Annotated in this window: 20 protein-coding genes; 10 read left to right on the forward strand and 10 right to left on the reverse strand. The window is 68.7% G+C overall.

The window, feature by feature from the left end; all coding sequences use genetic code 11:
• Positions 1-8: 8 nt before the first annotated feature.
• The 3 genes from ABL840_RS02490 (at position 9) to ABL840_RS02500 (ending at position 2,957) form a co-directional block, all read left to right on the forward strand.
• Positions 9-509: a nucleoside deaminase gene (locus ABL840_RS02490; protein ID WP_093209203.1), complete on the forward strand. Its 501-nt coding sequence runs from the start codon at positions 9-11 to the stop codon at positions 507-509.
• Between the two features lie 103 nt (positions 510-612).
• Entirely contained in the window at positions 613-1,815 is a 1,203-nt protein-coding gene (locus ABL840_RS02495) for a M20 aminoacylase family protein (RefSeq protein WP_093301385.1), read from the forward strand.
• A gap of 50 nt (positions 1,816-1,865) precedes the next feature.
• Positions 1,866-2,957 (forward strand): M14 family metallopeptidase, encoded by a 1,092-nt coding sequence (locus ABL840_RS02500; RefSeq protein ID WP_093301387.1) that lies wholly within the window; start codon positions 1,866-1,868, stop codon positions 2,955-2,957.
• A gap of 106 nt (positions 2,958-3,063) precedes the next feature.
• Here ABL840_RS02500 and ABL840_RS02505 read toward each other — a convergent pair whose 3' ends face one another.
• The gene (locus tag ABL840_RS02505) at positions 3,064-4,191 is read right to left on the reverse strand and encodes an ABC transporter substrate-binding protein (protein ID WP_093301388.1); all 1,128 of its coding nucleotides are present in this window, start codon (positions 4,189-4,191) and stop codon (positions 3,064-3,066) included.
• 51 nt (positions 4,192-4,242) lie between these two features.
• Between ABL840_RS02505 and ABL840_RS02510 the strand changes: the two genes are divergently transcribed.
• The 3 genes from ABL840_RS02510 to ABL840_RS02520 are packed head-to-tail and all read left to right on the forward strand — an operon-like array spanning position 4,243 to position 7,752.
• Complete coding sequence (locus ABL840_RS02510; protein ID WP_093209193.1) at positions 4,243-6,306, forward strand: molybdopterin-containing oxidoreductase family protein; 2,064 nt, start codon at positions 4,243-4,245, stop codon at positions 6,304-6,306.
• 47 nt (positions 6,307-6,353) lie between these two features.
• Positions 6,354-7,442 (forward strand): aminopeptidase, encoded by a 1,089-nt coding sequence (locus tag ABL840_RS02515; RefSeq protein ID WP_093209263.1) that lies wholly within the window; start codon positions 6,354-6,356, stop codon positions 7,440-7,442.
• Positions 7,435-7,752, forward strand: coding sequence for a polyhydroxyalkanoic acid system family protein (locus ABL840_RS02520; RefSeq protein WP_093209190.1), 318 nt, complete (start codon positions 7,435-7,437; stop codon positions 7,750-7,752). The genes ABL840_RS02515 and ABL840_RS02520 overlap by 8 nt, the downstream gene beginning before the upstream one ends.
• A gap of 12 nt (positions 7,753-7,764) precedes the next feature.
• On the opposite strand, the gene ABL840_RS02525 is transcribed toward ABL840_RS02520, so the two are convergent.
• The 7 genes from ABL840_RS02525 to ABL840_RS02555 form a co-directional block, all read right to left on the reverse strand.
• Positions 7,765-8,502, reverse strand: a complete 738-nt coding sequence (locus ABL840_RS02525; RefSeq protein ID WP_093209188.1) for an SDR family oxidoreductase — start codon at positions 8,500-8,502, stop codon at positions 7,765-7,767.
• On the reverse strand, positions 8,499-10,025 hold the full coding sequence (locus ABL840_RS02530; protein ID WP_093209185.1) for an FGGY-family carbohydrate kinase: 1,527 nt from the start codon (positions 10,023-10,025) through the stop codon (positions 8,499-8,501). Before ABL840_RS02530 ends, ABL840_RS02525 begins: the two co-directional genes overlap by 4 nt.
• A gap of 23 nt (positions 10,026-10,048) precedes the next feature.
• Positions 10,049-11,179 carry an alcohol dehydrogenase catalytic domain-containing protein gene (locus ABL840_RS02535; protein WP_093209183.1) on the reverse strand — a complete coding sequence of 377 codons (1,131 nt, stop codon included), beginning with the start codon at positions 11,177-11,179 and terminating at the stop codon, positions 10,049-10,051.
• 156 nt (positions 11,180-11,335) lie between these two features.
• A complete protein-coding gene (locus ABL840_RS02540) occupies positions 11,336-12,316 on the reverse strand; it encodes an ABC transporter permease (protein ID WP_093209180.1) in 981 nt (326 codons plus the stop codon).
• Positions 12,313-13,821, reverse strand: coding sequence for a sugar ABC transporter ATP-binding protein (locus tag ABL840_RS02545; RefSeq protein WP_093209178.1), 1,509 nt, complete (start codon positions 13,819-13,821; stop codon positions 12,313-12,315). The genes ABL840_RS02540 and ABL840_RS02545 overlap by 4 nt, the downstream gene beginning before the upstream one ends.
• 25 nt (positions 13,822-13,846) lie before the next feature.
• A complete protein-coding gene (locus ABL840_RS02550; protein WP_093209175.1) occupies positions 13,847-14,776 on the reverse strand; it encodes an ABC transporter substrate-binding protein in 930 nt (309 codons plus the stop codon).
• A gap of 124 nt (positions 14,777-14,900) precedes the next feature.
• Positions 14,901-15,791: a helix-turn-helix domain-containing protein gene (locus tag ABL840_RS02555; protein WP_093209174.1), complete on the reverse strand. Its 891-nt coding sequence runs from the start codon at positions 15,789-15,791 to the stop codon at positions 14,901-14,903.
• Positions 15,792-16,047: 256 nt separating this feature from the next.
• Here ABL840_RS02555 and ABL840_RS02560 point away from each other — a divergent pair, with 256 nt between their 5' ends.
• The 4 genes from ABL840_RS02560 (at position 16,048) to ABL840_RS02575 (ending at position 20,215) form a co-directional block, all read left to right on the forward strand.
• Positions 16,048-17,292, forward strand: coding sequence for a CaiB/BaiF CoA transferase family protein (locus ABL840_RS02560; protein WP_093209171.1), 1,245 nt, complete (start codon positions 16,048-16,050; stop codon positions 17,290-17,292).
• Between the two features lie 70 nt (positions 17,293-17,362).
• A complete protein-coding gene (locus ABL840_RS02565) occupies positions 17,363-18,985 on the forward strand; it encodes a S8 family peptidase (RefSeq protein WP_093301390.1) in 1,623 nt (540 codons plus the stop codon).
• Positions 18,986-18,993: 8 nt separating this feature from the next.
• The gene (locus ABL840_RS02570) at positions 18,994-19,233 is read left to right on the forward strand and encodes a hypothetical protein (protein WP_126472389.1); all 240 of its coding nucleotides are present in this window, start codon (positions 18,994-18,996) and stop codon (positions 19,231-19,233) included.
• Between the two features lie 64 nt (positions 19,234-19,297).
• A complete protein-coding gene (locus tag ABL840_RS02575) occupies positions 19,298-20,215 on the forward strand; it encodes a DNA/RNA non-specific endonuclease (RefSeq protein ID WP_093301392.1) in 918 nt (305 codons plus the stop codon).
• Positions 20,216-20,231: 16 nt separating this feature from the next.
• Here the strand turns inward: ABL840_RS02575 and ABL840_RS02580 are convergent, their stop codons facing one another.
• Positions 20,232-20,489, reverse strand: a complete 258-nt coding sequence (locus tag ABL840_RS02580) for an acyl-CoA-binding protein (RefSeq protein ID WP_093301393.1) — start codon at positions 20,487-20,489, stop codon at positions 20,232-20,234.
• A 77-nt stretch (positions 20,490-20,566) separates the two neighbouring features.
• Positions 20,567-21,409 carry a hypothetical protein gene (locus ABL840_RS02585; protein ID WP_093209160.1) on the reverse strand — a complete coding sequence of 281 codons (843 nt, stop codon included), beginning with the start codon at positions 21,407-21,409 and terminating at the stop codon, positions 20,567-20,569.
• Between the last annotated feature and the right edge of the window lie 2 nt (positions 21,410-21,411).

A 21,411-nucleotide genomic window follows, 5' to 3' on the forward strand; every position in this document is an offset into this window, starting at 1 on the left:
GTCCGCGCATGACCACCGACGACCTGTCCCCGCGCGACCTCGAACTGCTTCGCATGGCCATCCGCCTGTCGGACGAGTCGAAGGCGCGCGGGCGCCATCCCTTCGCCGCGCTGGTGGCCAACGAGCACGGCGAGGTGGTGGTCACCGCGGGCAACAACTCGATGCCGCCCGAGGGCGACCCCACGCAGCACGCCGAGCTGGTGGCAGCCGCGCAGGCCGCGCGGCTGCTCACGCCCGAGGAACTCGCGCGCTGCACGCTCTTCACCAGCGCCGAGCCCTGTTGCATGTGCGCTGGCGCGATCTACTGGACCAACATCGGGCGCGTGGTCTACGCGCTCTCGGAACACGCGCTGCTCGGCCTGACCGGCGACCATCCCGAGAACCCGACCTTTTCGCTTCCCTGCCGCGAAGTCTTCGCGCGCGGGCAGCGGCGCGTCGAGGTGGTCGGGCCGCTGCTCGAGCAGGAAGCCGCGGCGCCGCACGTGGGCTTCTGGACGGCCGGGCACTGAGGAAAGGCCCACGCATGTCCCGGCAGCCCTCTCGGGCTGCGTGTTTTCCGAGGTGCCCCGAAACGCCATAGTGGATAGACTGGCGTTTTGAGACGACCACCCCATGAAACTCATCGACTCGATCGTCACGCAGGCGGCCGGCATCGCCGCCGTCCGACGTGACCTCCACGCTCATCCCGAACTCTGCTTCGAAGAAGTCCGCACCGCCGACGTGGTGGCAGGCAAGCTCACCGAATGGGGCATTCCCATCCACCGCGGCCTGGGCACCACCGGCGTTGTGGGCATCATCAAGAACGGCACGAGCAACCGCGCGGTCGGCCTGCGCGCCGACATGGACGCGCTGCCCGTCACAGAGCTCAACACCTTCGCCCACGCCAGCAAGCACCACGGCAAGATGCACGCCTGCGGCCACGACGGCCACACCGCGATGCTACTCGCGGCAGCGCAGCACCTGTCGAAGCACCGCAACTTCGACGGCACCGTCTACCTGATCTTCCAGCCGGCCGAAGAAGGCGGCGGCGGCGCCCGCGAGATGATCAAGGAAGGGCTCTTCGAGAAATTTCCCATGGATGCCGTGTTCGGCATGCACAACTGGCCCGGCATGAAGGCCGGCCAGTTCGCCGTGAGCCCCGGCCCGGTGATGGCCTCGGGCAACAAGTTCTTCGTCAACGTGATCGGCAAGGGCGGCCACGCGGCGCTGCCGCAGACCGGCGTCGATCCGGTGCCGATCGCCTGCGAGATCGTGCAGGCCTTCCAGACCATCCTCACGCGCAAGATGAAGCCGACCGATTCGGCCGTGATCTCGGTCACCACCATCCATGCGGGTGAAACCAACAACGTGATTCCCGACAACTGCGAGCTGTCGGGCACGGTGCGCACCTTCTCCATCGAGGTGCTCGACATGATCGAGGCGCGCATGAAGAAGATCTGCGACAACATCTGCGCCGCGCACGACGCGACCTGCGAGTTCCGCTTCGAGCGCTACTACCCGCCTACCATCAACACCGAGGCCGAGGCCGACTTCGCGCGCCGCGTGATGGGCGGTGTCGTCGGCGCCGAGAACGTGCTGAAGCAGGAGGCCGCCATGACCTCGGAAGACTTCGCCTTCATGCTGCAGGCCAAGCCCGGCGCCTACGCCTTCATCGGCAACGGCGACGGCGCGCACCGCGACGTGCACCACGGCGAAGGTCCGTGCACGCTGCACAACGCGAGCTACGACTTCAACGACGATCTGATCCCGCTGGGGGCTACCTGCTGGGTGCAGATCGCGGAGCAGTTCCTCAAGCCCGGCGGCGCCGCGGCCTGATCGCCCGACCACCCTGATCGCCTGATCCACCGAGAAAGGTCCTGCGCCACATGATCGGAATCGCCGAAGCCTTTTCGCCGCGCTACGCGCAGGCGCGCCAGAAATTCCTGCAGGGCTGCGTGAGCGCCGGCCTCACGGTCGAGCCGCATGCCCATCCGCTCAAGGGGCGCGAGGGCGAGGAGCTCTCGATGGACGTGGCGCTCGACGGCGCACCCGATGCGCAGAACCTGCTGGTCGTCAGCAGCGCATGCCATGGCGTCGAGGGCCATTGCGGCAGCGGCGTGCAGGTGTTCGCGCTGCACGACGCCGAATGGCGCGAGAAGGCGAAGGCGCAGGGCGTGGCGGTGCTGTACGTGCATGCGCTCAATCCGCACGGCTTCTCGTACGGCCGGCGCGTGACGCACGAGAACGTCGACCTCAACCGCAACTTCATCGACTTCTCGAAGCCGGTGCCGGTCAACGAGCCCTACGCGAAGCTGCACGAGCTGCTGTTGCCCGACACCTGGCCGCCCACGCCGGAGAACCAGGCGGCCATCGAGAAGTGGATAAGCAAGCACGGCACCACCGCCTACCAGGCGGCCGTGACCAGCGGGCAGTACCAGTTCGACGACGGCCTGTTCTACGGCGGCAAGGCGCCGACCTGGAGCAACAAGACCATCCGCGACGTGCTGCGCCGCCATGCCGGCCGCGCGAAGCGCATCGCGTGGATCGACCTGCACACGGGGCTGGGCCCGAACGGCCTGGGCGAACGCATCTTCGCCTGCCGCGACGACAAGGTCGCCTATGCGCGCGCCAACGCGTGGTGGGGCACGCCGGCCGCGCCCGTCACCTCGATCTACGACGGCTCCTCCACTTCCGCGCTGCTGCGCGGGTTGATGTGGGATTCGGTGTACGAGGAATGCCCGCAGGCCGAATACACCGGCATCGCGCTCGAATACGGCACGCTGCCGATCCTGGAAGTGACCGGCGCGCTGCGCGCCGACCACTGGCTGCACAAGCATCCGCAAGCGCCGGCCGAGCTGGCGGACGGCATCCGGGCGCGGATGCTGGAAGCCTTCTATACGGACACCGACGCCTGGCGCGGACAGATCGTCAGCCAGGCGCGCCAGGCCATGTTCCAGGCCGTCGACGGGCTGAGCTGACCCACCCCCGGGGCTTCGCGCACTTCGTGTCGCTTCGCCAACCCCCTCAAGGGGGCAATACCTGCGGCCCGGCAAAGCCGGTTCCGCGGTATTCCACGAAAGAACCTCAGGTCCTGACGCGGCCGTCGCCCGTCAGCATCGAGAGCTCGACGAACTTCGAGCCCACGTGGTTCTTCGCCGAGAACGACACCTCGAAGCCGCCGAACTGCTGGCGGTCGATGCTTTCCAGCCCGGCGATGAGGCTCTCGCGCGTGGGCTTGCCCGGTGCCTTGCGCAAGCCCTCGGTCAGCACCTTCGCGGCCAGGTAGCCTTCCATGCTGGAGAAATTGGCGCTCGCGCCGCCGCCGGCCTTGCGCACTGCCTCGTTGAACTCGCGCGCCAGCGCGTTGGCCTGGTTGTAGGGCGAGGGCACCACCTGCGTCACCATCACGCCGGCCGCGTCCTTGCCCAGCTCGTCCGCCAGCGCCTGCGTGCCCACGAAGGACATGTTGAAGAAGGTGCCGCCGTAGACCGCCTTGCGCGCCTCGCGGATGAAGGCGGCGCAGGCCTTGTACGCGCCCACCTGCACCACCGCGTCGGGCCGCGCCGCCACGATGGTCTTCACCGCCTGCGCCACGTCGGCCGAATTGCGTTCCACGGTGGCCAGCGCCACCGGCTTGAGCTGCTGCTCGGCGAGTGCCAGCGTCACGCCGTCGAGCCCGGCCTTGCCGTAGGCGTCGTTCTGGTAGAAGACCGCGATCTTCTTCAGGCCCAGGTGGGTGAGCTGCTTCACCATCAGCGCCGTCTCGTCGTTGTACGAGGCGCGCAGGTGGAACACGTTCTTCTGGAAGGGCTCGCGCAGCGACATCGCGCCGGTGAAGGGGGCCACGAAAGGCACCTTGTCCTTCGCGGCCAGCGGCAGGGCGGCCAGGCTGGTCGGGGTGCCGACATAGCCGAACAGGGCGAAGGCGTCTTCGTCGATCAGCTTCTGCGTGTTGGCCGCGCAGCGGTCGGGCTCATAGCCGTCGTCCAGGTTCTTGATGACCACGTTGCGGCGGCCCGGCTGGGCGTTGTACTGGTCCAGGAACAGCTTGGCGCCCTGGTGGAACTGGATGCCCAGCTGCGCCGCCGGGCCGGTGAACGGCGCCGACTGGCCGAGCACCAGCGGCGTGTCGCCCTGCGCCCGGGCGATGCCGAAGCCGCCCAGCGTGGCGGCCGCGCCGGCGGCCAGGGAAAAATGACGTCGATTCAACATGATGAAAACCCACTCCCGCGCTCTGATTCGCGCACAAATTAGACTTGCCCGATGGCCCACGCACCGGATACCTCGCTCGAAGAAGCGCCCGCTCAGCCCGCAACGACCACCGTGCTGGGCGCCTGCCCGCACGACTGTCCGGACACCTGCGCGCTGGTCACCACCGTCAGGGACGGCGTTGCCGTGAAGCTGCAGGGCAACCCCGCCCATTCGCACACGGGCGGGGTGCTGTGCACCAAGGTGTCGCGCTACATCGAACGCAACGACCATGCCGAACGGCTGGTGCAGCCCCTGAAGCGCGTCGGCCCCAAGGGAAGCGGCCAGTTCGAGCCGGTGAGCTGGGATGCCGCGCTGGACGACATCGCCGCTAATCTTCGAGTATTACAGGGAAAACCCGAAGCTATTGTCCCCTACAGCTATGCGGGCACCATGGGCCTGGTGCAGGGCGAGTCCATGGACAGGCGCTTTTTCCACAAGCTGGGCGCCACCCTGCTGGACCGCACGATCTGCTCGATGGCCGGCGGCGAGGCCATGCTCTACACGCTGGGCGGCAAGGTCGGCATGCGCATCGAGTTCTTCGCCGAGGCGAAGCTGATCCTGATCTGGGGCAGCAACTCCATCGCCAGCAACCTGCATTTCTGGCGCCACGCCCAGGCCGCCAAGCGCGCCGGCGCGCGGCTGGTGTGCATCGACCCGCGCCGCACCGAAACCGCCGACAAGTGCGACGAGCACATCGCGCTGCTGCCCGGCACCGACGCCGCGCTGGCGCTGGCCCTGATGCACGAGCTGATCGTGAACGACTGGCTCGATCACGCCTACATCGCCAGCCACACGCTGGGCTGGGAGCAGCTGCGCGAGCGCGCGCTGCAATGGCCGCCGTCGCGCGCGGCCCAGGTCTGCGGCATTCCCGAAGAGCAGATCGTCTCGCTCGCGAAGGCCTACGGCACCACGAAGCCGGCCGCCATCCGCCTGAACTACGGCATGCAGCGCGTGCGCGGCGGCGGCAACGCGGCCCGCGCCGTGGCCTGCCTGCCGGCGCTGGTGGGCGCCTGGCGCGACCGCGCGGGCGGCCTGCTGCTGAGCAGTTCGGGCCATTACCCGGTGGACCGCGCCGCGCTGCAGCGCCCCGACCTGCTGGCCGGGCGCAAGCCGCGCACCATCAACATGAGCACCATCGGCGACGCGCTGCTGGACACCGCCAACCCGGTGAAGGCCATCGTGGTCTACAACAGCAACCCGGTGGCGGTGGCGCCCGAGTCGGCCAAGGTGGCGGCGGGCTTCGCGCGCGAAGACCTCTTCACGGTGGTGCTGGAGCAGTTCCGCACCGACACCGCCGACTACGCCGACTACCTGCTGCCCGCCACCACGCAGCTGGAGCACTGGGACATCCACTGCAGCTACGGCCACACCGACGTGCTGCTGAACCGCCCGGCTGTGGCGCCGCGCGGCGAGGCTCGCAGCAACGCCTGGGTGTTCCGCGAACTGGCGAAGCGCATGGGCTTCGACGAGCCCTGCTTCTCCGATTCCGACGAGACGCTGTGCCGCACTGCTTTCGCCGAGCGCAACATCGATTTCTCCGAGCTGTTGGCCCAGGGCTTCAGCAGCCTGAAGCTGCCCGAGGCTCCGTTCGCCGAGGGCCAGTTCCCTACGCCTTCGGGCCGCTGCGAATTCTTCAGCGGGCGCCTCGAAGCCATGGGCATGGACGGCCTGCCCGACCACGTGCCCAACTGGGAGCCGGCAGGCAGCTCGACCGAGTTCCCTCTGGCCATGATCTCGCCGCCGGCGCGCAATTTCCTCAACTCGACCTTCGTCAACGTGACGAGCCTGCGCGCCATCGAGGTCGAGCCGCTGCTCGAGATCCACGAGGCCGACGCCGCGGCGCGCGGCATCGAGGACGGGGCGACGGTGCGCGTGTTCAACAAGCGCGGCGAGCACCGCTGCCGCGCCGAGGTCTCGCGCCGCGCACGACAGGGCGTGGTGCACGGCATGGGCATCTGGTGGCGCAAGCTCGGCATGGACGGCACCAACGTCAACGAGCTCACCAGCCAGCGCCTGACCGATATCGGCCGCGGGCCGACCTTCTACGACTGCCTGGTCGAAGTCGAGAAGGTGTGAGGCCTCTTCGCGTTCTTCCGGCGCTCGCGCTCGCCGGTTCGCTGCTCATGCTCACCGGCTGCGCCGACCTCGGCTACTACTGGCAGTCCGCCAGCGGCCACATCGGCATCATGCGGGCCGCCAAGCCGGTGCCCGAGTGGCTGGCAGACCCGTCGGTGTCGGCCGCGCTGAAGACCAAGCTCGAACTCACGCAGCGCATCCGCCGCTTCGCGTCGGTCGAGCTCGGCCTGCCCGACAACGCCAGCTACAAGTCGTACGCCGACCTTCACCGCCCCGCGGCCGTGTGGAACGTGGTGGCGGCGCCGCCGTATTCGCTCACGCTCAAGAGCTGGTGCTTCCCGGTGGCGGGCTGCGTGGGCTATCGCGGCTACTACAGCGAGGAAGCGGCCAAGGCCGAAGCCGAGGAGCAGAAGAAGCAGGACCTGGAAGTGGCCGTGTACCCGGTGCCCGCGTACTCCACGCTGGGCTGGATGAACTGGGCCGGCGGCGATCCGCTGCTGTCCACCTTCATCGGCTATCCCGAGGGCGAGCTGGCGCGCATCGTGTTCCACGAGCTGGCGCACCAGGTGCTCTACGTGGCCGGCGACACGGTGTTCAACGAGTCGTACGCCACCGCGGTCGAGCGCATCGGCGGCGCGATGTGGCTGCAGCGCGAGGCCGGCGACGCGGCGCGGCGCGAGTACGCGCAGTTCGATGCGCAGCGCCAGGATTTCCGCGCGCTCGCGCTCAACACCCGCCGCGCGCTCACGCAGGTCTACGAGTCGCCCGAGGCCAAGGCCAAGGACTGGGCCAAGGTGGACGTCATGAAGCAGGCCGCCATGGCCGACTTCCGTGAACGCTACGCGAAGCTGAAGGAGGGCTGGAGCGGCCTGCGCCAGAACGCCTACGACGCCTGGGTGGCGCGCGCCAACAACGCGGCCTTCGGTGCGCAGGGTGCCTACGACGACCTCGTGCCCAGCTTCGAGAAACTTTTCGAGCGCGAAGGCCGCGACTGGCCGCGCTTCTATGCCGAGGTGCGGCGCATCGCCGCGCTTTCCACCACAGAGGAACGCCGCGTCGCCCTGCAGGCAGCGACGGGTATCCTTCAGACCCAGACCAGCCCTGAACACGACAAGACCGGAGATCGCGGTGCCTGACATCCACATCGAACGCAACCACACACTGGGCATCGCACGCGCGCGTGTCGTCGCACGCAAGTGGATCCAGCAGGCCGAGCAGGAGTTCGGCCTCGAATGCGTCTACACGCAGGGCGAGGGCTGCGACACCGCCACCTTCACGCGCGCCGGCATCGACGGCACCGTCGAAGTCACCGACACCACCTTCAAGCTCGACGCGACGCTGGGCTTCCTGTTCAGCAGCTTCAGCGAAATGATCGAGCAGAAGATCACGCGCAACCTCGACGCGATGCTCGAGTCGTCTCCCCGGGGCGGCACCCGCCTCGCCTGAGCGCCCCCGGTTTCAGACGACGGTGTAGCCGCCGTCCACCGGCAGCGCCGCGCCGCTGATCATCGACGCGCCGTCGCCCAGCAGGAAGAGGATCGGCGCCACCACTTCCTCCACCTGCGCGAAGCGGCCCAGCGGAATGTTCCTGAGGGCCGCGGCGCTCTTTTCCGGATCGGCCCAGGCCTGCTGTGCCATCGGCGTGAGCGTGACGGTCGGGTTCACGCTGTTCACCCGGATGCCGTGCGGGCCGAACTCCAGGCACAGCGAGCGCGTGACGGCGTCCATCGCGGCCTTCGAGGCGCAGTAGCAAAGATGGGCGTCGAGCGCGACCAGCGAAGCCTGGCTCGACACGTTGACGATGCTGCCGCGCACGCCGGCCGTGATCATCGCCTTGCCACAGCGCGAAGCCACCAGTGCCGCCGCGCGCGCGTTGACGGCCATCACCGCGTCGAAACTGTCGGCCTGCAGTTCGATGGCGGATTCGAGCAGCGCGATGCCGGCGCAATTCACCACGAGATCGAAGGCGGGCAGGGCAGCCAGCGCACGTTCCAGCGCCGGTGCATCGGCCACGTCGAGCAACAGGGGCGTGCAGCCGGCTTCGGTATGCAGCGCAGCCAGCGCCGCGGCATTGCGCCCGATGGCCGTGACCTGCGCGCCCGCCTGTGCGAGCCGTGCCGCCACCGCGCGGCCGATGCCGCTGCTCGCGCCGGTCACGAGGGCATGGCGTCCGGAGAAGTCGAAGGAGGTCGTCATTTCAGCCGCTGCATCGCATCGCGCAGCGCGGGGTAAAGCGATTTGTAGATTTCGAAGCGTTCGCGATACACGGCCTGCGCGGGCGGCTCGGGCCGCGCCCGCTCCACCAGCGTGACCCAGCCGCGCTCGGCGGTGGCCGCGTCGACCAGCCCGGCGCCGAGCGCCGCGAGCATCGCCGCGCCCAGTGCCGCTTCCACTTCCTGCTCGATGGTGAATACCGGATAGCCCGTGATGTCCGCCACGATCTGCATCCAGAGATCGGAATGCGCCGCGCCGCCGACCACGATCAGGCGCTCGTCCAGCGGCTGGCCGCTTCGGCGCCCGGCCTCGATGTTGTGCTGCAGCGCGAAGCTCACGCCTTCGAGCACCGCGCGGTAGAGGTGTGCGCGGCTGTGCGCGAGCGAAAGCCCGATGAATGCGCCCTTGGCCTGCGCGTCCCAGATCGGGCTGCGCTCGCCCATGAGGTAGGGCAGGAACACCAGGCCCTCGGCACCGGGCGGCACGTCGACCGCCTTGCGCTCGATGAGCGCGTGCGCGTCCTCGCCGGTGCGCGCGGCCTCCGCGATCTCGGCCTGGCAGAAGGCCTCGCGGAACCAGGTGACCGCGGCGCCCGCGGTGATAGCGCCGCCGAACACATAGCTGCGGTCCGCGCCGCGGTACACGTGCGGCATGGTGATGAGCTTGTGCCGCGCATCGACCGTGGGGCTCACGAAGCCCCAGCACATGCTGGTGCCGATCATCGCCACGTGGTCGCCGCTGCCGGTGACGCCCGCGCAGAAGGTGGCGACCGCCGCGTCGACCCCGCCCGCCATCAGCGGCATGCCCTCGGCAAGGCCGAGCTTCGCCGCCCACTCGGCGCCCAGAGCGCCGACCACGTCGCTCGACTCCACCAGGCGCGGCGGCATCATGCGCGACGGAATGCCGAGCATGCCCATCGCTTCTTCCGACCACTGCCGGCGCGCCGCGTCGTACACGCCGCCGATGTTGCCGGCCGAGCTGTGATCGACCGCCAGTTCGCCGGTGAGCCGCCAGTTGACGTAGCTGTTGGGCGGCAGGAAGTGGCGCGTCTTCGCCCATACCTCGGGCAGGTGCTCGCGCACCCACAGGATCTTGGTGAAGCCGTAGTAGCTGTCCACGCCGTTGCCGGTGATGGCCTGCAGCCGCGCCACGTCGACCTTCGCGTTCACCGCGTCGACCTCGGCGGTGGCGCGGCGGTCCATCCAGATCAGGCAGGGGTGCAGCGGGCGCATCTCATCATCGACCGGAATGCCCGCGCCGCCGTAGAGGCTGCTCACGCACATCGCGGCGATGTCGGAGGGTGCGACGCCGCTGCCGGCCACGCAGGCACGCACGCTCTCGCATACCGCGTCGAACCACACCTCGCAGTCCTGCTGCGCCCACAACGGCTTCGGCGTCTCGGGCTGGTAGGCCACGCTGTGCTGCGAATGCACCTTGCCGTCGATTCCGACGAGCAGGCACTTGGTGCTCTGCGTGCCGATGTCGACGCCGATCACGTATTTCATGGTGTCCTCTGGCTGGTTGTCTCTCAGGATCGGGGCTGCGGCTTCAGCAGCACCTTGATGGAATCCAGCGAGTTTGCCAGCGCGAAGGCGCGCTCCCATTCGGTCAGCGGAAAGTCGTGCGTGACGATGCCCTTCGAGGTGACGAGGCCGCGCGCCAGCAGGTCGATGGCAACGGGGTAGCAGTACGGCCCCAGGTGCGCGCCGCGCACGTCGAGCTCCTTGCGGTCGCCGATGATCGACCAGTCCGCGCTGGTCTCGGAGCCGAACACGCTGAACTCCACGAAGCGGCCGAGCTTGCGGATCATCTCCAGGCCCTGCGTCACGCCCGCGGGCACGCCGGTGGTCTCGATGTACACGTCGCAGCCGTAGCCTCCGGTCAGGCCCTTGACGATGGCGTCGGCGTTCTCGGCCTTCGGGTTGATGACGACGTCGGCGCCGTACTGCTTCGCGAGCGCGAGGCGCTCGGGCACGAGGTCGATCACGATCAGCTTCTTCGGCGTCTTCAGCGCGGCCACCTGCACCATCATCAGCCCCAGCGGCCCGGCACCGGCGATCACCACCACGTCGTCGAGCTGGATCTCGCCGCGGTTCACCGTGTGGATCGCGCACGAGAGCGGCTCGATGATGGCCGCGTCTTCCAGCGGGATGCCGTCGGGAATCTTGTGCACGCGCGAGGTCGGCGGCAGCCGCATGTAGTCGGCCATGCCGCCGTCGGCCACGATGCGCTGGAAGCCGAAGATGTTGTGCACCTCGCACATCCAGTACTTGCCCGAGGTGCAGAAGCGGCACTTGCCGCAGGGCACGATCTGCTCGGCGATTACGCGGTCGCCTTTCTCCACGCCGAAGTGCTCGGCCGCGCCGTCGCCCAGCGCCTCGACGTAGCCGAAGAACTCATGGCCCGGGATCACCGGCGCCTTCACCCACGAGGGCTGTCCGTCGCCGCCCCAGAACATCTTCGCGCCCGAGTGGCATTTGCAGTCGGAGGCGCAGATGCCGCAGGCGGCGATGGAGATCAGCAGCTCGTTGGCGCCGATGACCGGCATGTCGACGGTCTCGAGCCGGTAGTCCTTGGGGCCGTGGCAGACGACGGCCTGCATGGAGGCGAGTTGCGAGATGGCACCCGAGGTGCCGGGCTGGAGCTTTTGATAGGACATGGGTTCCTTGTGTTCAGAGAGGTTGTTTCGGGTTTTTCTCCCTCCCCCGTTGGGGGAAGGCTGGGATGGGGGCAGGCAGGGCGTGCCCAATGGTCACGCCGCTTGCCCCCACCCCTGCCCTCCCCCAGCGGGGGAAGGAGCAAGGCGGGAAAGGGCTCAGCGTTTTGCCTCGCGGCTGATGAAGATGGCGAGCAGCACGATGCCGCCCTTGATGATCAGTTGCAGGTACGGCGACACGCCGATCATGTTCAGGCCGTTGTTCAGCACGCCCAGCAGCAGCGCGCCGACCAGCGTGCCCACGATGGCACCGCGTCCGCCCGCGATGGAGGTGCCGCCCATCACCACCGCGGCGATGGCATCGAGCTCGAAGCCCACGCCCACGCCGGGCTGCCCGCTGGTCACGCGCGAGGCCTGCACGATGCCGGCCACCGCTGCGGTGAAGCCGCTGAGCGCGTACACCAGCAGCTTGTAGCGCGACACCCGCACGCCCGACAGCCGCGTGGCTTCCTCGTTGCCGCCGATGGCGTACACGTAGCGGCCGAAGGGCGCCATGTTCAGCAGCACGTAGGCCGCGAGATAGGTCGCCAGCATGATGAGGATCGGCACCTTGATGCCGGCCAGCACGCCGCCGCCGAGGAAGGCGAACGAGTCGGGCAGCCCGTCGATGGGGTAGCCGCCCGTGTAGATCAGCGCGATGCCGCGCGCGATGCCCATGGTGGCCAGCGTCACGATGATGGGCGGCATGCGCAGGTAGGCCACGCAGTAGCCGTTGAACAGGCCGATCACCACGCCCACGCCCAGGCCCAGCGGCACGGCGAGCATCGGCGGCAGCCCGAACTGCACCATCAGCCCCGAGGCCAGCGTGCCCGAGAGCGCCACCACCGCGCCCACCGAAAGATCGATGCCGCCGGTGAGGATCGCGGCCGTCATGCCCACCGCGATGATCGCGTTGATCGACGACTGCAGCGCGATGTTCTGCAGGTTGCTCCACGAGAGGAAGTTGTCGGTCGCCACGATCATGAAGACCGATATCGCGACCAGGCCCACCAGCGGAAGAAAGGCCGTCGAGCGGCGCAGCCGGGTGAAGAGCCCGCCGGCGGGAACCGGCGGCACGGGATGGGTGGCGGTGGCGTTCATTGCAGGCCCCCTTTGGTTGCGTGGCGCATGATGTCGCCGGAGTTGATGGAGTCGCCCTCGAGCGTGGCCACGATGGAGCCGCCCGAGAACACCGCGACGCGGTCGCACATGCCGACGATCTCGGGCAGCTCGCTGGAGATCATCACGATCGACTTGCCCTGCCGCGTGAGCTCGCGCATGAGCCCGTAGATCTCTGCCTTGGCGCCCACGTCGATGCCGCGCGTGGGCTCGTCGAAGATCAGCACGTCGCAGTCGTGGCCGAGCCAGCGCGCGATCACCACCTTCTGCTGGTTGCCGCCCGACAGCGTGGCCACGCGGGTTTCGATGCCGGGCGCCTTCACGCCGACGCGGCGCGAGAGCTCGGCGGCCGAGCGCTCTTCCGATGCCCTGCTGACCAGTCCCGCGCTGCGGTGCCTGCCGAGGTTGTTCAGCGAGATGTTGAAGCGGATCGTGAAGTCGGTGATGAGCCCTTCCACCTTGCGGCTCTCGGGCAGCAGGCCGATGCCGTGTTCCAGCGCCTGCGTCGGGTCGTCCAGCTGCACGGGCACGCCGTTGCGCAGCACCGTCTTGCGATGGGCGCGGTCGGCGCCCATCATGCCCAGTGCCAGCTCGGTGCGGCCCGAGCCGACCAGCCCCGCGAAGCCGAGGATCTCTCCCTCGTGCAGCTCGAAGGCATTGATCGGCCCGCCCTTGGCGAGCTGGATGTGCGGCACTTCGAGCACCTTGCGCCCACGCGGCGCGGGCTGCGGCTTCGGCGGAAAGCTGTGCTCGATGCGCCGGCCCACCATCATCTCGACCAGCGCGTCCACGTTCGTCTCGCCCACTTCGGCGTGCCCCGCGTTGGCGCCGTCGCGCAGCACGCTGATGCGGTCGCACACCTCGAAGATCTCGTCGAGGTGGTGCGAGATGAAGATCATCGCCACGCCCCTGGCGCGCAGCTCCCGCATGATGTTGAAGAGATGGCCGGCCTCGTTCGGCGTGAGCGTGGCGGTGGGCTCGTCGAGCACCAGCAGGCGCGCCTTCAGCGAGAGCGCCTTGCCGATCTCCACGAACTGCTGCTGCGCCACCGAGAGGCGGCAGATGGGCGCGTCGAGGTCGATGTGCACGCCCAGCTCGTCGAAGAGCTCGCGCGCCGAGCGCTTCATCGCCGCCCTGTCCATCAGCCCGAAGCGGTTCTTCAGGTAGCGGCCGAGGAAGATGTTCTCCACCGCGTTCAGGTGCGGGATGAGGCTGAACTCCTGGAAGATGATGCCGATGCCCGCGGCGATCGCGTCGTTGTAGCCCGCGAACCTGCGCTCGCTGCCCTCGATGAGGATGCGCCCCTCGTCGGCCTGGTGGATGCCGCCGAGGATCTTCATCAGCGTCGACTTGCCCGCGCCGTTCTCGCCGAGCAGCGCGTGCACCTCGCCCTTGCGGATCGAGAGGTCGATGCCCGAGAGCGCCTTCACGCCGGGAAAGCTCTTCGAGACGCCTTCGAGCCGAAGCATTTCGGCGGTGTCTTCCATGGCCTTGAACTCGTCGATGCGAGGGTTACCAGCTGAAGGTCTTCGCGCCCTCGGCGTCGATCAGCTTCACGTCGACAGGTACCGCGGCCGGCACGTTGGCGCCCCACTTCTTCGCCAGCGCGATGCCGATGGCCAGGCGGATCTGGTCGCGCGGGTACTGCGCCGTGGTCGCGATGAACTTCGAGCCCGGCTTCTGCATCGCCTTGATGGCCTCGGGCGCGCCGTCGACGCTGGCGAGCTTCACGTCCTTGCCGCTGGCCTCGATGGCCGCGAGCGCGCCCATGGAGCCGCCGTCGTTCACGCTGAAGATGCCTTTCAGGTCCTTGTTGGCCTGCAGGATGTTCTCGGTCACGGTGAGCGCGGTGGCGCGCTCCTGCTTGCCGTTCTGCGTGCTCACCACCTTGATGCCGGGGTACTTGGCGAGCGCCTCGCGGCAGCCCTTCACGCGCTCGAGGATCGGCACCACCGGGATGCCGTCGAGGATGGCCACGTCGCCCTTCTCGCCGATGTTCTTCGCGAGGTAGTCGCAGGCCAGGCGGCCGGCGTCGGTGTTCTTCGAGCCCACGAAGGAGTCGACCGGACCCTGCGCGTTGGCGTCCACCGCCACCACCACCAGGTTCGCCTTCTTGGCCGAGCGCACGGCCGACTGCACGCCGGTGGAGTCGGTCGGGTTCAGCAGCAGGATGTCGACCTTCTTCTGGATCATGTCCTCCACGTCGCCGATCTGCTTGGCCACGTCGTGGCGCGCGTCGGTGGTGACCACGGTCGCGCCGATGCTGGCGGCGGCTTCCTCCAGCGCCTGCTTCATGGTCACGAAATAGGGGTTGTTGAGCTCCTGGAAGGTCATGCCGATGCGCAGCGGCTGCTTCGCCGCCTGGGCCTGCGCGGCCGAAGTGCCGCAGACCAGCGCGGCGATGCATGCGGTGAGGGCGGTGGCTTTGAGAAGGTTCGTCATGGTGGCTGTCTCCTTGAGGTTGTCTTGCTGTCCGTGGAAGAAACGCTGGCAAAGGGCCGCCCCGCGCGGCGCCTCGATGCGCCGCGCCGGAAACGACGCGGGGGAACGGTGGTGGCGCCGTGCGCTACGGCGGGCTGGCTGCGCGCGAGGCGGCTGCCTGCATGCGGTGGAACTGGCGGAACTTGGTGGGCGGCATGCGCTTGTGCAGCAGGAACTGCCGGTTGAAGTTCGACACGTTGTTGAAGCCCACGTCCATGCAGACGTCGAGCACGGGCTTCTCGCTGTTGGTGAGCAGCTCGCAGGCGCGGCTGATGCGCAGCCGGTTCACATAGCGCACGAAGGACTGGCCCGTGTGCTTGCGGAACGAGCGCGAGAAGGCACTGGGGCTCTGGCCCACCAGCTCGGCCAGCATCGGCTCGCGCAGGTCGTCGCCCAGGTTGGCGGCGATGTGCGCCAGCACGTTGTTGATCGCGTGCGACATGAAGGCCTTGGGGTCGGGCTTGAAGGCGGGGCTGGCGAGGCGCTGGCGGTCCCGGCCATCGGCCAGCAGCTCGAGCAGCGACAGCAGCAGCACCACGCGCCGAAGGCCGCGCGCCTCCAGCAGCGATTCCATGATCGGCTTGGCCGCCGCGGCGGTCTCGGCCGAGAACAGCAGACCCGAGCCCGATTCGGCCAGCAGCGGTGCGATGCGCTCGAACTCGGGGAAGGTCGCGGCCATGCCCTGCGCCAGCGAGGCCGGGAACTGGATCACGATGCCGCGCCGTTCAACGCTCTGGCCGGCGGGCACGTCGCTGATCCAGTTGTGGGGCAGGTCGGGGCCCATCAGCACCAGGTTGCCGGGCTCGAAGTGGCCGACGTGGTCGCCCACGAAATACACGCCCTGGGTCTCGACGATGAGCTGGATCTCGTACTCGGGATGGAAGTGCCAGCGCACCGTGCGGTACGGGTATCCGTGCGCCCAGCAGGTGAACGATTCGTCACCGCGGACTTCGACGATTTCCAGGTCGGGTTGCATGGGGCGGACTGTACGAACCGCTCCCGACGCCAACAACCAGAGATAGCGCCGGGAATCGATACTTTCTTGACCTTGCGTAAGGCCCCGGAGACCGACGCCGGAGGCCGCATTGCGCCGCAGCAAGACCCTTTCTCCCCGAGGAAGGAGCAGGGCGCTGGCTCCGATTGCTGCACTGCGGCGAACCCGAGGTCGGCGGAGTCAAGAATTCATAGGTGTTTTCCCTTCCCGGCCCGGCGGGGCGGCACACTCGGGCGCCATGACGACGACCACAAGCACAACCTCATCCTCCTCGGCGGGCCCGCTGGCCGGCCTCAAGGTCATCGAGCTGGGACAGCTCATCGCCGGGCCCTTCGCCGCGCGCACGCTGGGCGATTTCGGCGCGGACGTCATCAAGATCGAGCCGCCCGGCGCAGGCGATCCGCTGCGCACCTGGCGGCTGCTGAAGGACGGCACCTCGGTCTGGTGGCAGGTCCAGTCGCGCAACAAGCGCTCGCTGGCGCTGGACCTGCGCGAGGCCGAGGCGCAGGCCGTGGTGCGCAAGCTCGCGGCGGAGGCCGACGTGCTGGTCGAGAACTTCCGCCCCGGTGCGATGGAAGGCTGGGGCCTGGGCCCCGACGAGCTGCTGGCCGCCAACCCCGCGCTCGTGATGCTGCGCATCAGCGGCTACGGCCAGACGGGGCCGTATCGCGACCGCCCCGGCTTCGGCGTGGTGGCCGAGGCCATGGGCGGGCTGCGCCATCTCACGGGCGAACCGGGCCGCGTGCCGGTGCGCGTTGGCGTCTCGATAGGCGACACGCTGGCCTCGCTGCACGGGGTGATCGGCGTGCTGATGGCGATGCAGCATCGGCATGCGACGGTGAGCGCGGAATATCCGAAGGGGCGCGGACAGGTGGTCGACGTGGCGCTCTACGAGGCGGTCTTCAACTGCATGGAAAGCCTGCTGCCCGAGTACGGCGCCTTCGGCGCGGTGCGCGAGGCGGCCGGCAGCGCGCTGCCCGGCATCGCGCCGACGAACGCCTACCGCTGTGCCGACGGCGGCTACGCCATCGTCGCGGGCAACGGCGACAGCATCTTCCGCAGGCTCATGGAATGCATCGGCCGACCCGACCTGGCGGCCGACCCGGCGCTGGCCGGCAACACGGGCCGCGTCGCGCAGGTGGAAATGCTGGACGCCGCCATCGGCGACTGGGCCGCGCAGCGCACCGTGGGCGAGGTGCTGGCGGCGCTCGATGCGGCGCACGTGCCGGCCGGGCGCATCTACACCATCGCCGACATCGCGGCCGACCCGCACTACGCCGCGCGCGGCATGCTGCAACAGGTGCGCATGGCCGACGGCAGCGATCTCGCGGTGCCCGGCTTCGTGCCCAAGCTGTCGCTCACGCCGGCCAGCCACCGGCACGACGCGCCCGCGCTCGGCGAGAACACCGACGCGGTGCTGAAGGAGATCGGACTGAGCGAAGAGCAGATCGCGGCGCTGCGCGAGCGCGGGATCGTGGGCTAGCTCCGCGAGGGGCAATCACCGGGGCGAAACGGCCCTCGTGCGATAAACCGGCAACAAGGAGAGAGAGTCCATGGCTGCAGCAGCGAACGAGCGACGCGAGGCGCCGAGGCGCATCCACCACCAGCCCGTGAAGAGCGAGCTGTCGAAGTCGGACGAGCAGAAGCTGGAGCGCCTGCTGCAGGTGCTGCGCCTGCGCCGCATGGCGGTGGAGCCCAAGTTTTCCGACGACGTCATCGTCTGGCCCCCGCGCAGCGCGGTGGCCGGCGGCACGGAGCTGGCGACGCTGAGCGCGATCAACCTGGGCAATTCGGCGGACGCGATCGGGCAACGGGTGGAGGGCCGCGGCATTCCCCGGATGAAGCTCCTCAAGCAGGTCGAGGGCGTGTCGGTGATGAGCGCCAACTCGGCCGCGCTGCTGGCGATGCGGCGAAACACGCCCGGGCTGCGCATCGCGCCGGCCGCGTGGGCGTATCTCCAGTACATCCGGCCGCTGGGCGACGAGCTGGAAGCCAGCGCGATCCAGGTCGCGGCGGCAACCAAGGTCAAGCGCTTCGAGCTGCGCCTTGCCGATCCGCAGGGCAAGCCCGTGGCGGGCGTGAGGGTCAAGGTGCTCGTGGACTGGGACGGCGCGCACGTGCCGGCGGTGACCGACAAGGAGGGCATCGCGAGCATCGGGATTCCCGTGCTCTATCCGCGCGTCGAAATGATCCTGGTCGAGCCGGAGCACACGCACTGGTCCGTCTTCCTCAAGGGCTTCGACCGGACGGCTGCGCCGAAGCGGCTGGACGTGCGGGCGCTGCCGCTGGCACCAGATTCCTTCCGGCTGCTGGCGCACTACGCGCCCTACGACCCCCAGGCGGGAGCGGGCGTGACGGTGGGCGTGATCGACAGCGGCGTCGGGCCGCATCCGGACATCGCCGTGGCCGGCGGCGGCTGCTTCGTCACCGGCGAGAACCCGGCCGACTTCCTGGACAACGGCATCGGGCACGGCACGCACGTGGCCGGCATCATCGCGGGCCGGATGGCGCAGGGCACCGGCATCCACGGCCTCGCGCCGGCCTGCAGGCTCATGGCCTACCGCGTCTGCCCGAAGAGCGGCGAGCGCGGGCGCGCGAAATCGACCGACATCGCCAGCGCGCTCGACCGCGCCATCGCCGACGGCTGCCACATCGTCAACATCAGCATGGGCAGCCTGGAGCCGATGCCGGAGATGCCCGACATCCTCGAGAAGGCGCGCAATGCCGGCGTGGTGGTGTTCGCGGCCACCGGCAACGACGGCCAGCCGCTGCTGCGTTTTCCCGCCCGCTACAGCCACACCCTGGCCGTGGGCGCGATGGGGCGCGACGGGACGTTTCCGGCGGATTGCCCCGAGAGCTTCCAGGAAAGCGAGATCCGCCGGAAGAAGGAGTTCGTCGCCGAGTTCTCGAACCATGGGCTCTCCACCGATTTCATCGGCCCCGGCGTGGCGGTGCTGTCGACCTTTCCGGGCGGCAGGTACGCGATGATGTCCGGCACCTCGATGGCCACGCCGTACTCCTCGGGCATGGCGGCCCGTCTGTTGTCAGGGAATCCGAAGCTGCTTACCATGCAAAACGGTCCTGAAAAGGCCGACGCCATCGTCAGGATGCTGTCGCAGACGGCGCAAAGGGTGGGTTGGCCGGCCGAGTACGAAGGATTTGGAGTTCTGAAGTGACCAGCGTCGTGTTGACCTACACAGGCAGCCCCGGCAAGAAGTTGTCGGCGAAGGCGCGGCTGCGCCGCCGCGTACCGGGTGTCGTCCTGACGGCCAAGACCAGCACCCTGCTGGAAGCCCAGGTCGACGAGGAGCAGCTGGCCGCGCTCGAGCAGAACCCCGAGTGGGCGGTGTCCCAGCCCACCTTCGCGGAAATCCGCAAGCCTGCCTTCAACCTGAAGAACGCGCGCGCCAAGCTGGCGAAGTGATCGCGCAGCACGCATCCACCGGGGCCGAAGACGGCCCCGGCGTCTTTCTGGAGGGAGCTTTTCCATGTCCGACGATGCAGACATCCAGGTCGTGAGCGACTCGTGGGCCGGCATCCAGCGCGTCGCCGCGACGCCGAAGCCGCCGGAGTTCTTCGAGGGCCGCCAGGGCTATTCGGCCGGTTTCCTGGGGCGGGACGCGCACGTGACGCTGCCTTCCATCGGCGAGCCCATCTCCATGGACGACATCGCGAAGCTCAAGGACGGCAGCTTCGAGCTCAGGTACCAGCACTTCAGCACCGTGCAGTGCATGTCCCGGCGCATGCCGCTCTATTCGGCCTGCAACATCGACGGCTCGAAGTCGAAGAACGTCCCGCGCCACGACACCTGGAGCTACGACGGCCGCATCGCCAAGGAGCACCAGATGCTGCGCGAGGCCTACGGCCCCGGGCAGGAAGGAAAGTTCTCCCGCGGCCACATGACGCGCAGGCAGGACCCGAACTGGGGCCCGCTGGCGACGGCCCGCAAGGCCAACATCGACACCTTCTTCGCCACCAACGCCTGCCCGCAATGGCAGCCGTTCAACGAGGGGCTGTGGGGCGACCTGGAGGACTACGTGCTCGGCAACGCGCAGGGCGACGACAAGCGCATCAGCGTCTTCACCGGCCCGATCCTGCGGCCGGACGACCCCGAGAGATTCAGCATACGGATACCGCGCGATTTCTGGAAAGTGGTCGCCTTCGTCAGCGAAGCGACCGGCGAACTCGCCGCCATCGCCTACCTGATGAGCCAGGGCGGATACCTGGATTCAGGCGTGGCGCGCGACCTCGAGGACTTCGGCACCTCGCAGCGGCCGCTGGCGTTCATCGAGGCGGAAACGGGGCTCGGCTTCGAAAGCCTCGCGGGGCGCGACGTGCTCGACGGCGCGGACCTCGCGTTCGCCCAGCCCATCCGGCGCCTCGTCGACACGAAGCTGCCGGCCTGAGCCGAGGGGCTGTCTGTCAGCCGCGCAGCGATTCGATCAGGTCGATGTACTTCTGCTTGGCCTCGTCGGCGCTCGCGCCCTTCTGGGCCGTCCACGCGTCCCACTTGGCGCGCGCGACCACGTCGCTGAAGCTGGGCTTCTTGGCGGTGTTGTCGCCTTCGGTGGCCTGCTTGAACAGGGCGTAGATCTTCAGCAGCGTCGGGTTGTCGGGGCGCTCGGCGAGCAGCTTGGAGTTGGCCTGGGCGGCTTCGAACTGGGCGTTGAGATCGGACATGGCGTTCAGGGTGATGAAAAGCGGAAAGCACGCATCTTAAATCGTGCGGTACAGGGCGGTACCAGGCTGGTTTCGGATCAGTCCCTCAGGCCCGCCCTCGCTAGTTCCACATCCAGCCGTTCCCGGGCATCCGCGGGCTTGAGTTCAGCCGCCTTTTCATAGAGCCGCGTCGCCTCGCCCATGCGCGATTCGCCATGCAGCATCAGCTGCGCGCGGGCGTATTCCATCATTCCGGCGGCCGAGTGGGGGTGCAGCTCGAGCCCGCGCTCGAACAGCTCGATCGAGGTCTCCGAGCGCACGCCGTAGGTCATGCGTCCGACCAGCGCGCCCACCTTGTCGATCACCTCGGCGTGGAAGGAGGCCAGGGCGAGGTGCGCGTCCGCGTGCCGCGGCTGCAGTTCGATCACGCGCTCCAGCGCGCCCTTGAGCTTGCTGCCCAGGCCCTGCGCCAGCGCGCGCGCCACGCTGATGCCCTGGCTGTACCGGCCCAGCGCATACGACTGCCAGTAGAGCGCCTGGCAGTTGTCGGGCTCGGCGGCCGCCTGCGCGCCCGCGCGCTCGATCACCTGGCGGAACATCGCGAGCCGTATCGATTCGCGCGGCTCGAGGTAGTTGGCGTAGATCGCCGTCGCCTGGTTGGCCAGCGCCATTCCTTCGGCGCCCTGCTGCAGCCCGATGGCGGCGGCGCGTTCGAACTCGCCGCTGTGGTACAGCGCCCAGCCTTCGGCGAGCGCCGAGCCCTCGGCCGGCAGCGGCAGCTCGTGGCCGGCATGCAGGCGCGGCCAGTGAGGCAGCACGCTGTGCGCGTCGTAGCGGGGAGAGTCGGCCCAGGGAAGGGGGGTCCAGTGTTCGGTGTCGGCATTGGCGTTGGGTGCACCGGCCGACATCAGCGAGAGCGGTTTGAAATCGTGGTGGGGCATGG

Source organism: Variovorax sp. NFACC27 (assembly GCF_048301545.1).
In the GTDB taxonomy this organism is placed as follows: Bacteria; Pseudomonadota; Gammaproteobacteria; order Burkholderiales; family Burkholderiaceae_C; genus Variovorax; species Variovorax gossypii.

What these genes read in the sequence shown, in the direction of transcription:
- ABL840_RS02490 (WP_093209203.1), top strand. Translation starts at nt 9, where the DNA reads ATGACCACCGACGACCTGTCCCCGCGCGACCTCGAACTGCTTCGCATG.
- ABL840_RS02495 (WP_093301385.1), top strand. Translation starts at nt 613, where the DNA reads ATGAAACTCATCGACTCGATCGTCACGCAGGCGGCCGGCATCGCCGCC.
- ABL840_RS02540 (WP_093209180.1), bottom strand. Translation starts at nt 12,316, where the DNA reads ATGAACGCCACCGCCACCCATCCCGTGCCGCCGGTTCCCGCCGGCGGG.
- ABL840_RS02550 (WP_093209175.1), bottom strand. Translation starts at nt 14,776, where the DNA reads ATGACGAACCTTCTCAAAGCCACCGCCCTCACCGCATGCATCGCCGCG.
- ABL840_RS02510 (WP_093209193.1), top strand. Translation starts at nt 4,243, where the DNA reads ATGGCCCACGCACCGGATACCTCGCTCGAAGAAGCGCCCGCTCAGCCC.
- ABL840_RS02555 (WP_093209174.1), bottom strand. Translation starts at nt 15,791, where the DNA reads ATGCAACCCGACCTGGAAATCGTCGAAGTCCGCGGTGACGAATCGTTC.
- ABL840_RS02530 (WP_093209185.1), bottom strand. Translation starts at nt 10,025, where the DNA reads ATGAAATACGTGATCGGCGTCGACATCGGCACGCAGAGCACCAAGTGC.
- ABL840_RS02545 (WP_093209178.1), bottom strand. Translation starts at nt 13,821, where the DNA reads ATGGAAGACACCGCCGAAATGCTTCGGCTCGAAGGCGTCTCGAAGAGC.
- ABL840_RS02500 (WP_093301387.1), top strand. Translation starts at nt 1,866, where the DNA reads ATGATCGGAATCGCCGAAGCCTTTTCGCCGCGCTACGCGCAGGCGCGC.
- ABL840_RS02565 (WP_093301390.1), top strand. Translation starts at nt 17,363, where the DNA reads ATGGCTGCAGCAGCGAACGAGCGACGCGAGGCGCCGAGGCGCATCCAC.
- ABL840_RS02505 (WP_093301388.1), bottom strand. Translation starts at nt 4,191, where the DNA reads ATGTTGAATCGACGTCATTTTTCCCTGGCCGCCGGCGCGGCCGCCACG.
- ABL840_RS02580 (WP_093301393.1), bottom strand. Translation starts at nt 20,489, where the DNA reads ATGTCCGATCTCAACGCCCAGTTCGAAGCCGCCCAGGCCAACTCCAAG.
- ABL840_RS02535 (WP_093209183.1), bottom strand. Translation starts at nt 11,179, where the DNA reads ATGTCCTATCAAAAGCTCCAGCCCGGCACCTCGGGTGCCATCTCGCAA.
- ABL840_RS02560 (WP_093209171.1), top strand. Translation starts at nt 16,048, where the DNA reads ATGACGACGACCACAAGCACAACCTCATCCTCCTCGGCGGGCCCGCTG.
- ABL840_RS02515 (WP_093209263.1), top strand. Translation starts at nt 6,354, where the DNA reads ATGCTCACCGGCTGCGCCGACCTCGGCTACTACTGGCAGTCCGCCAGC.
- ABL840_RS02585 (WP_093209160.1), bottom strand. Translation starts at nt 21,409, where the DNA reads ATGCCCCACCACGATTTCAAACCGCTCTCGCTGATGTCGGCCGGTGCA.
- ABL840_RS02525 (WP_093209188.1), bottom strand. Translation starts at nt 8,502, where the DNA reads ATGACGACCTCCTTCGACTTCTCCGGACGCCATGCCCTCGTGACCGGC.
- ABL840_RS02575 (WP_093301392.1), top strand. Translation starts at nt 19,298, where the DNA reads ATGTCCGACGATGCAGACATCCAGGTCGTGAGCGACTCGTGGGCCGGC.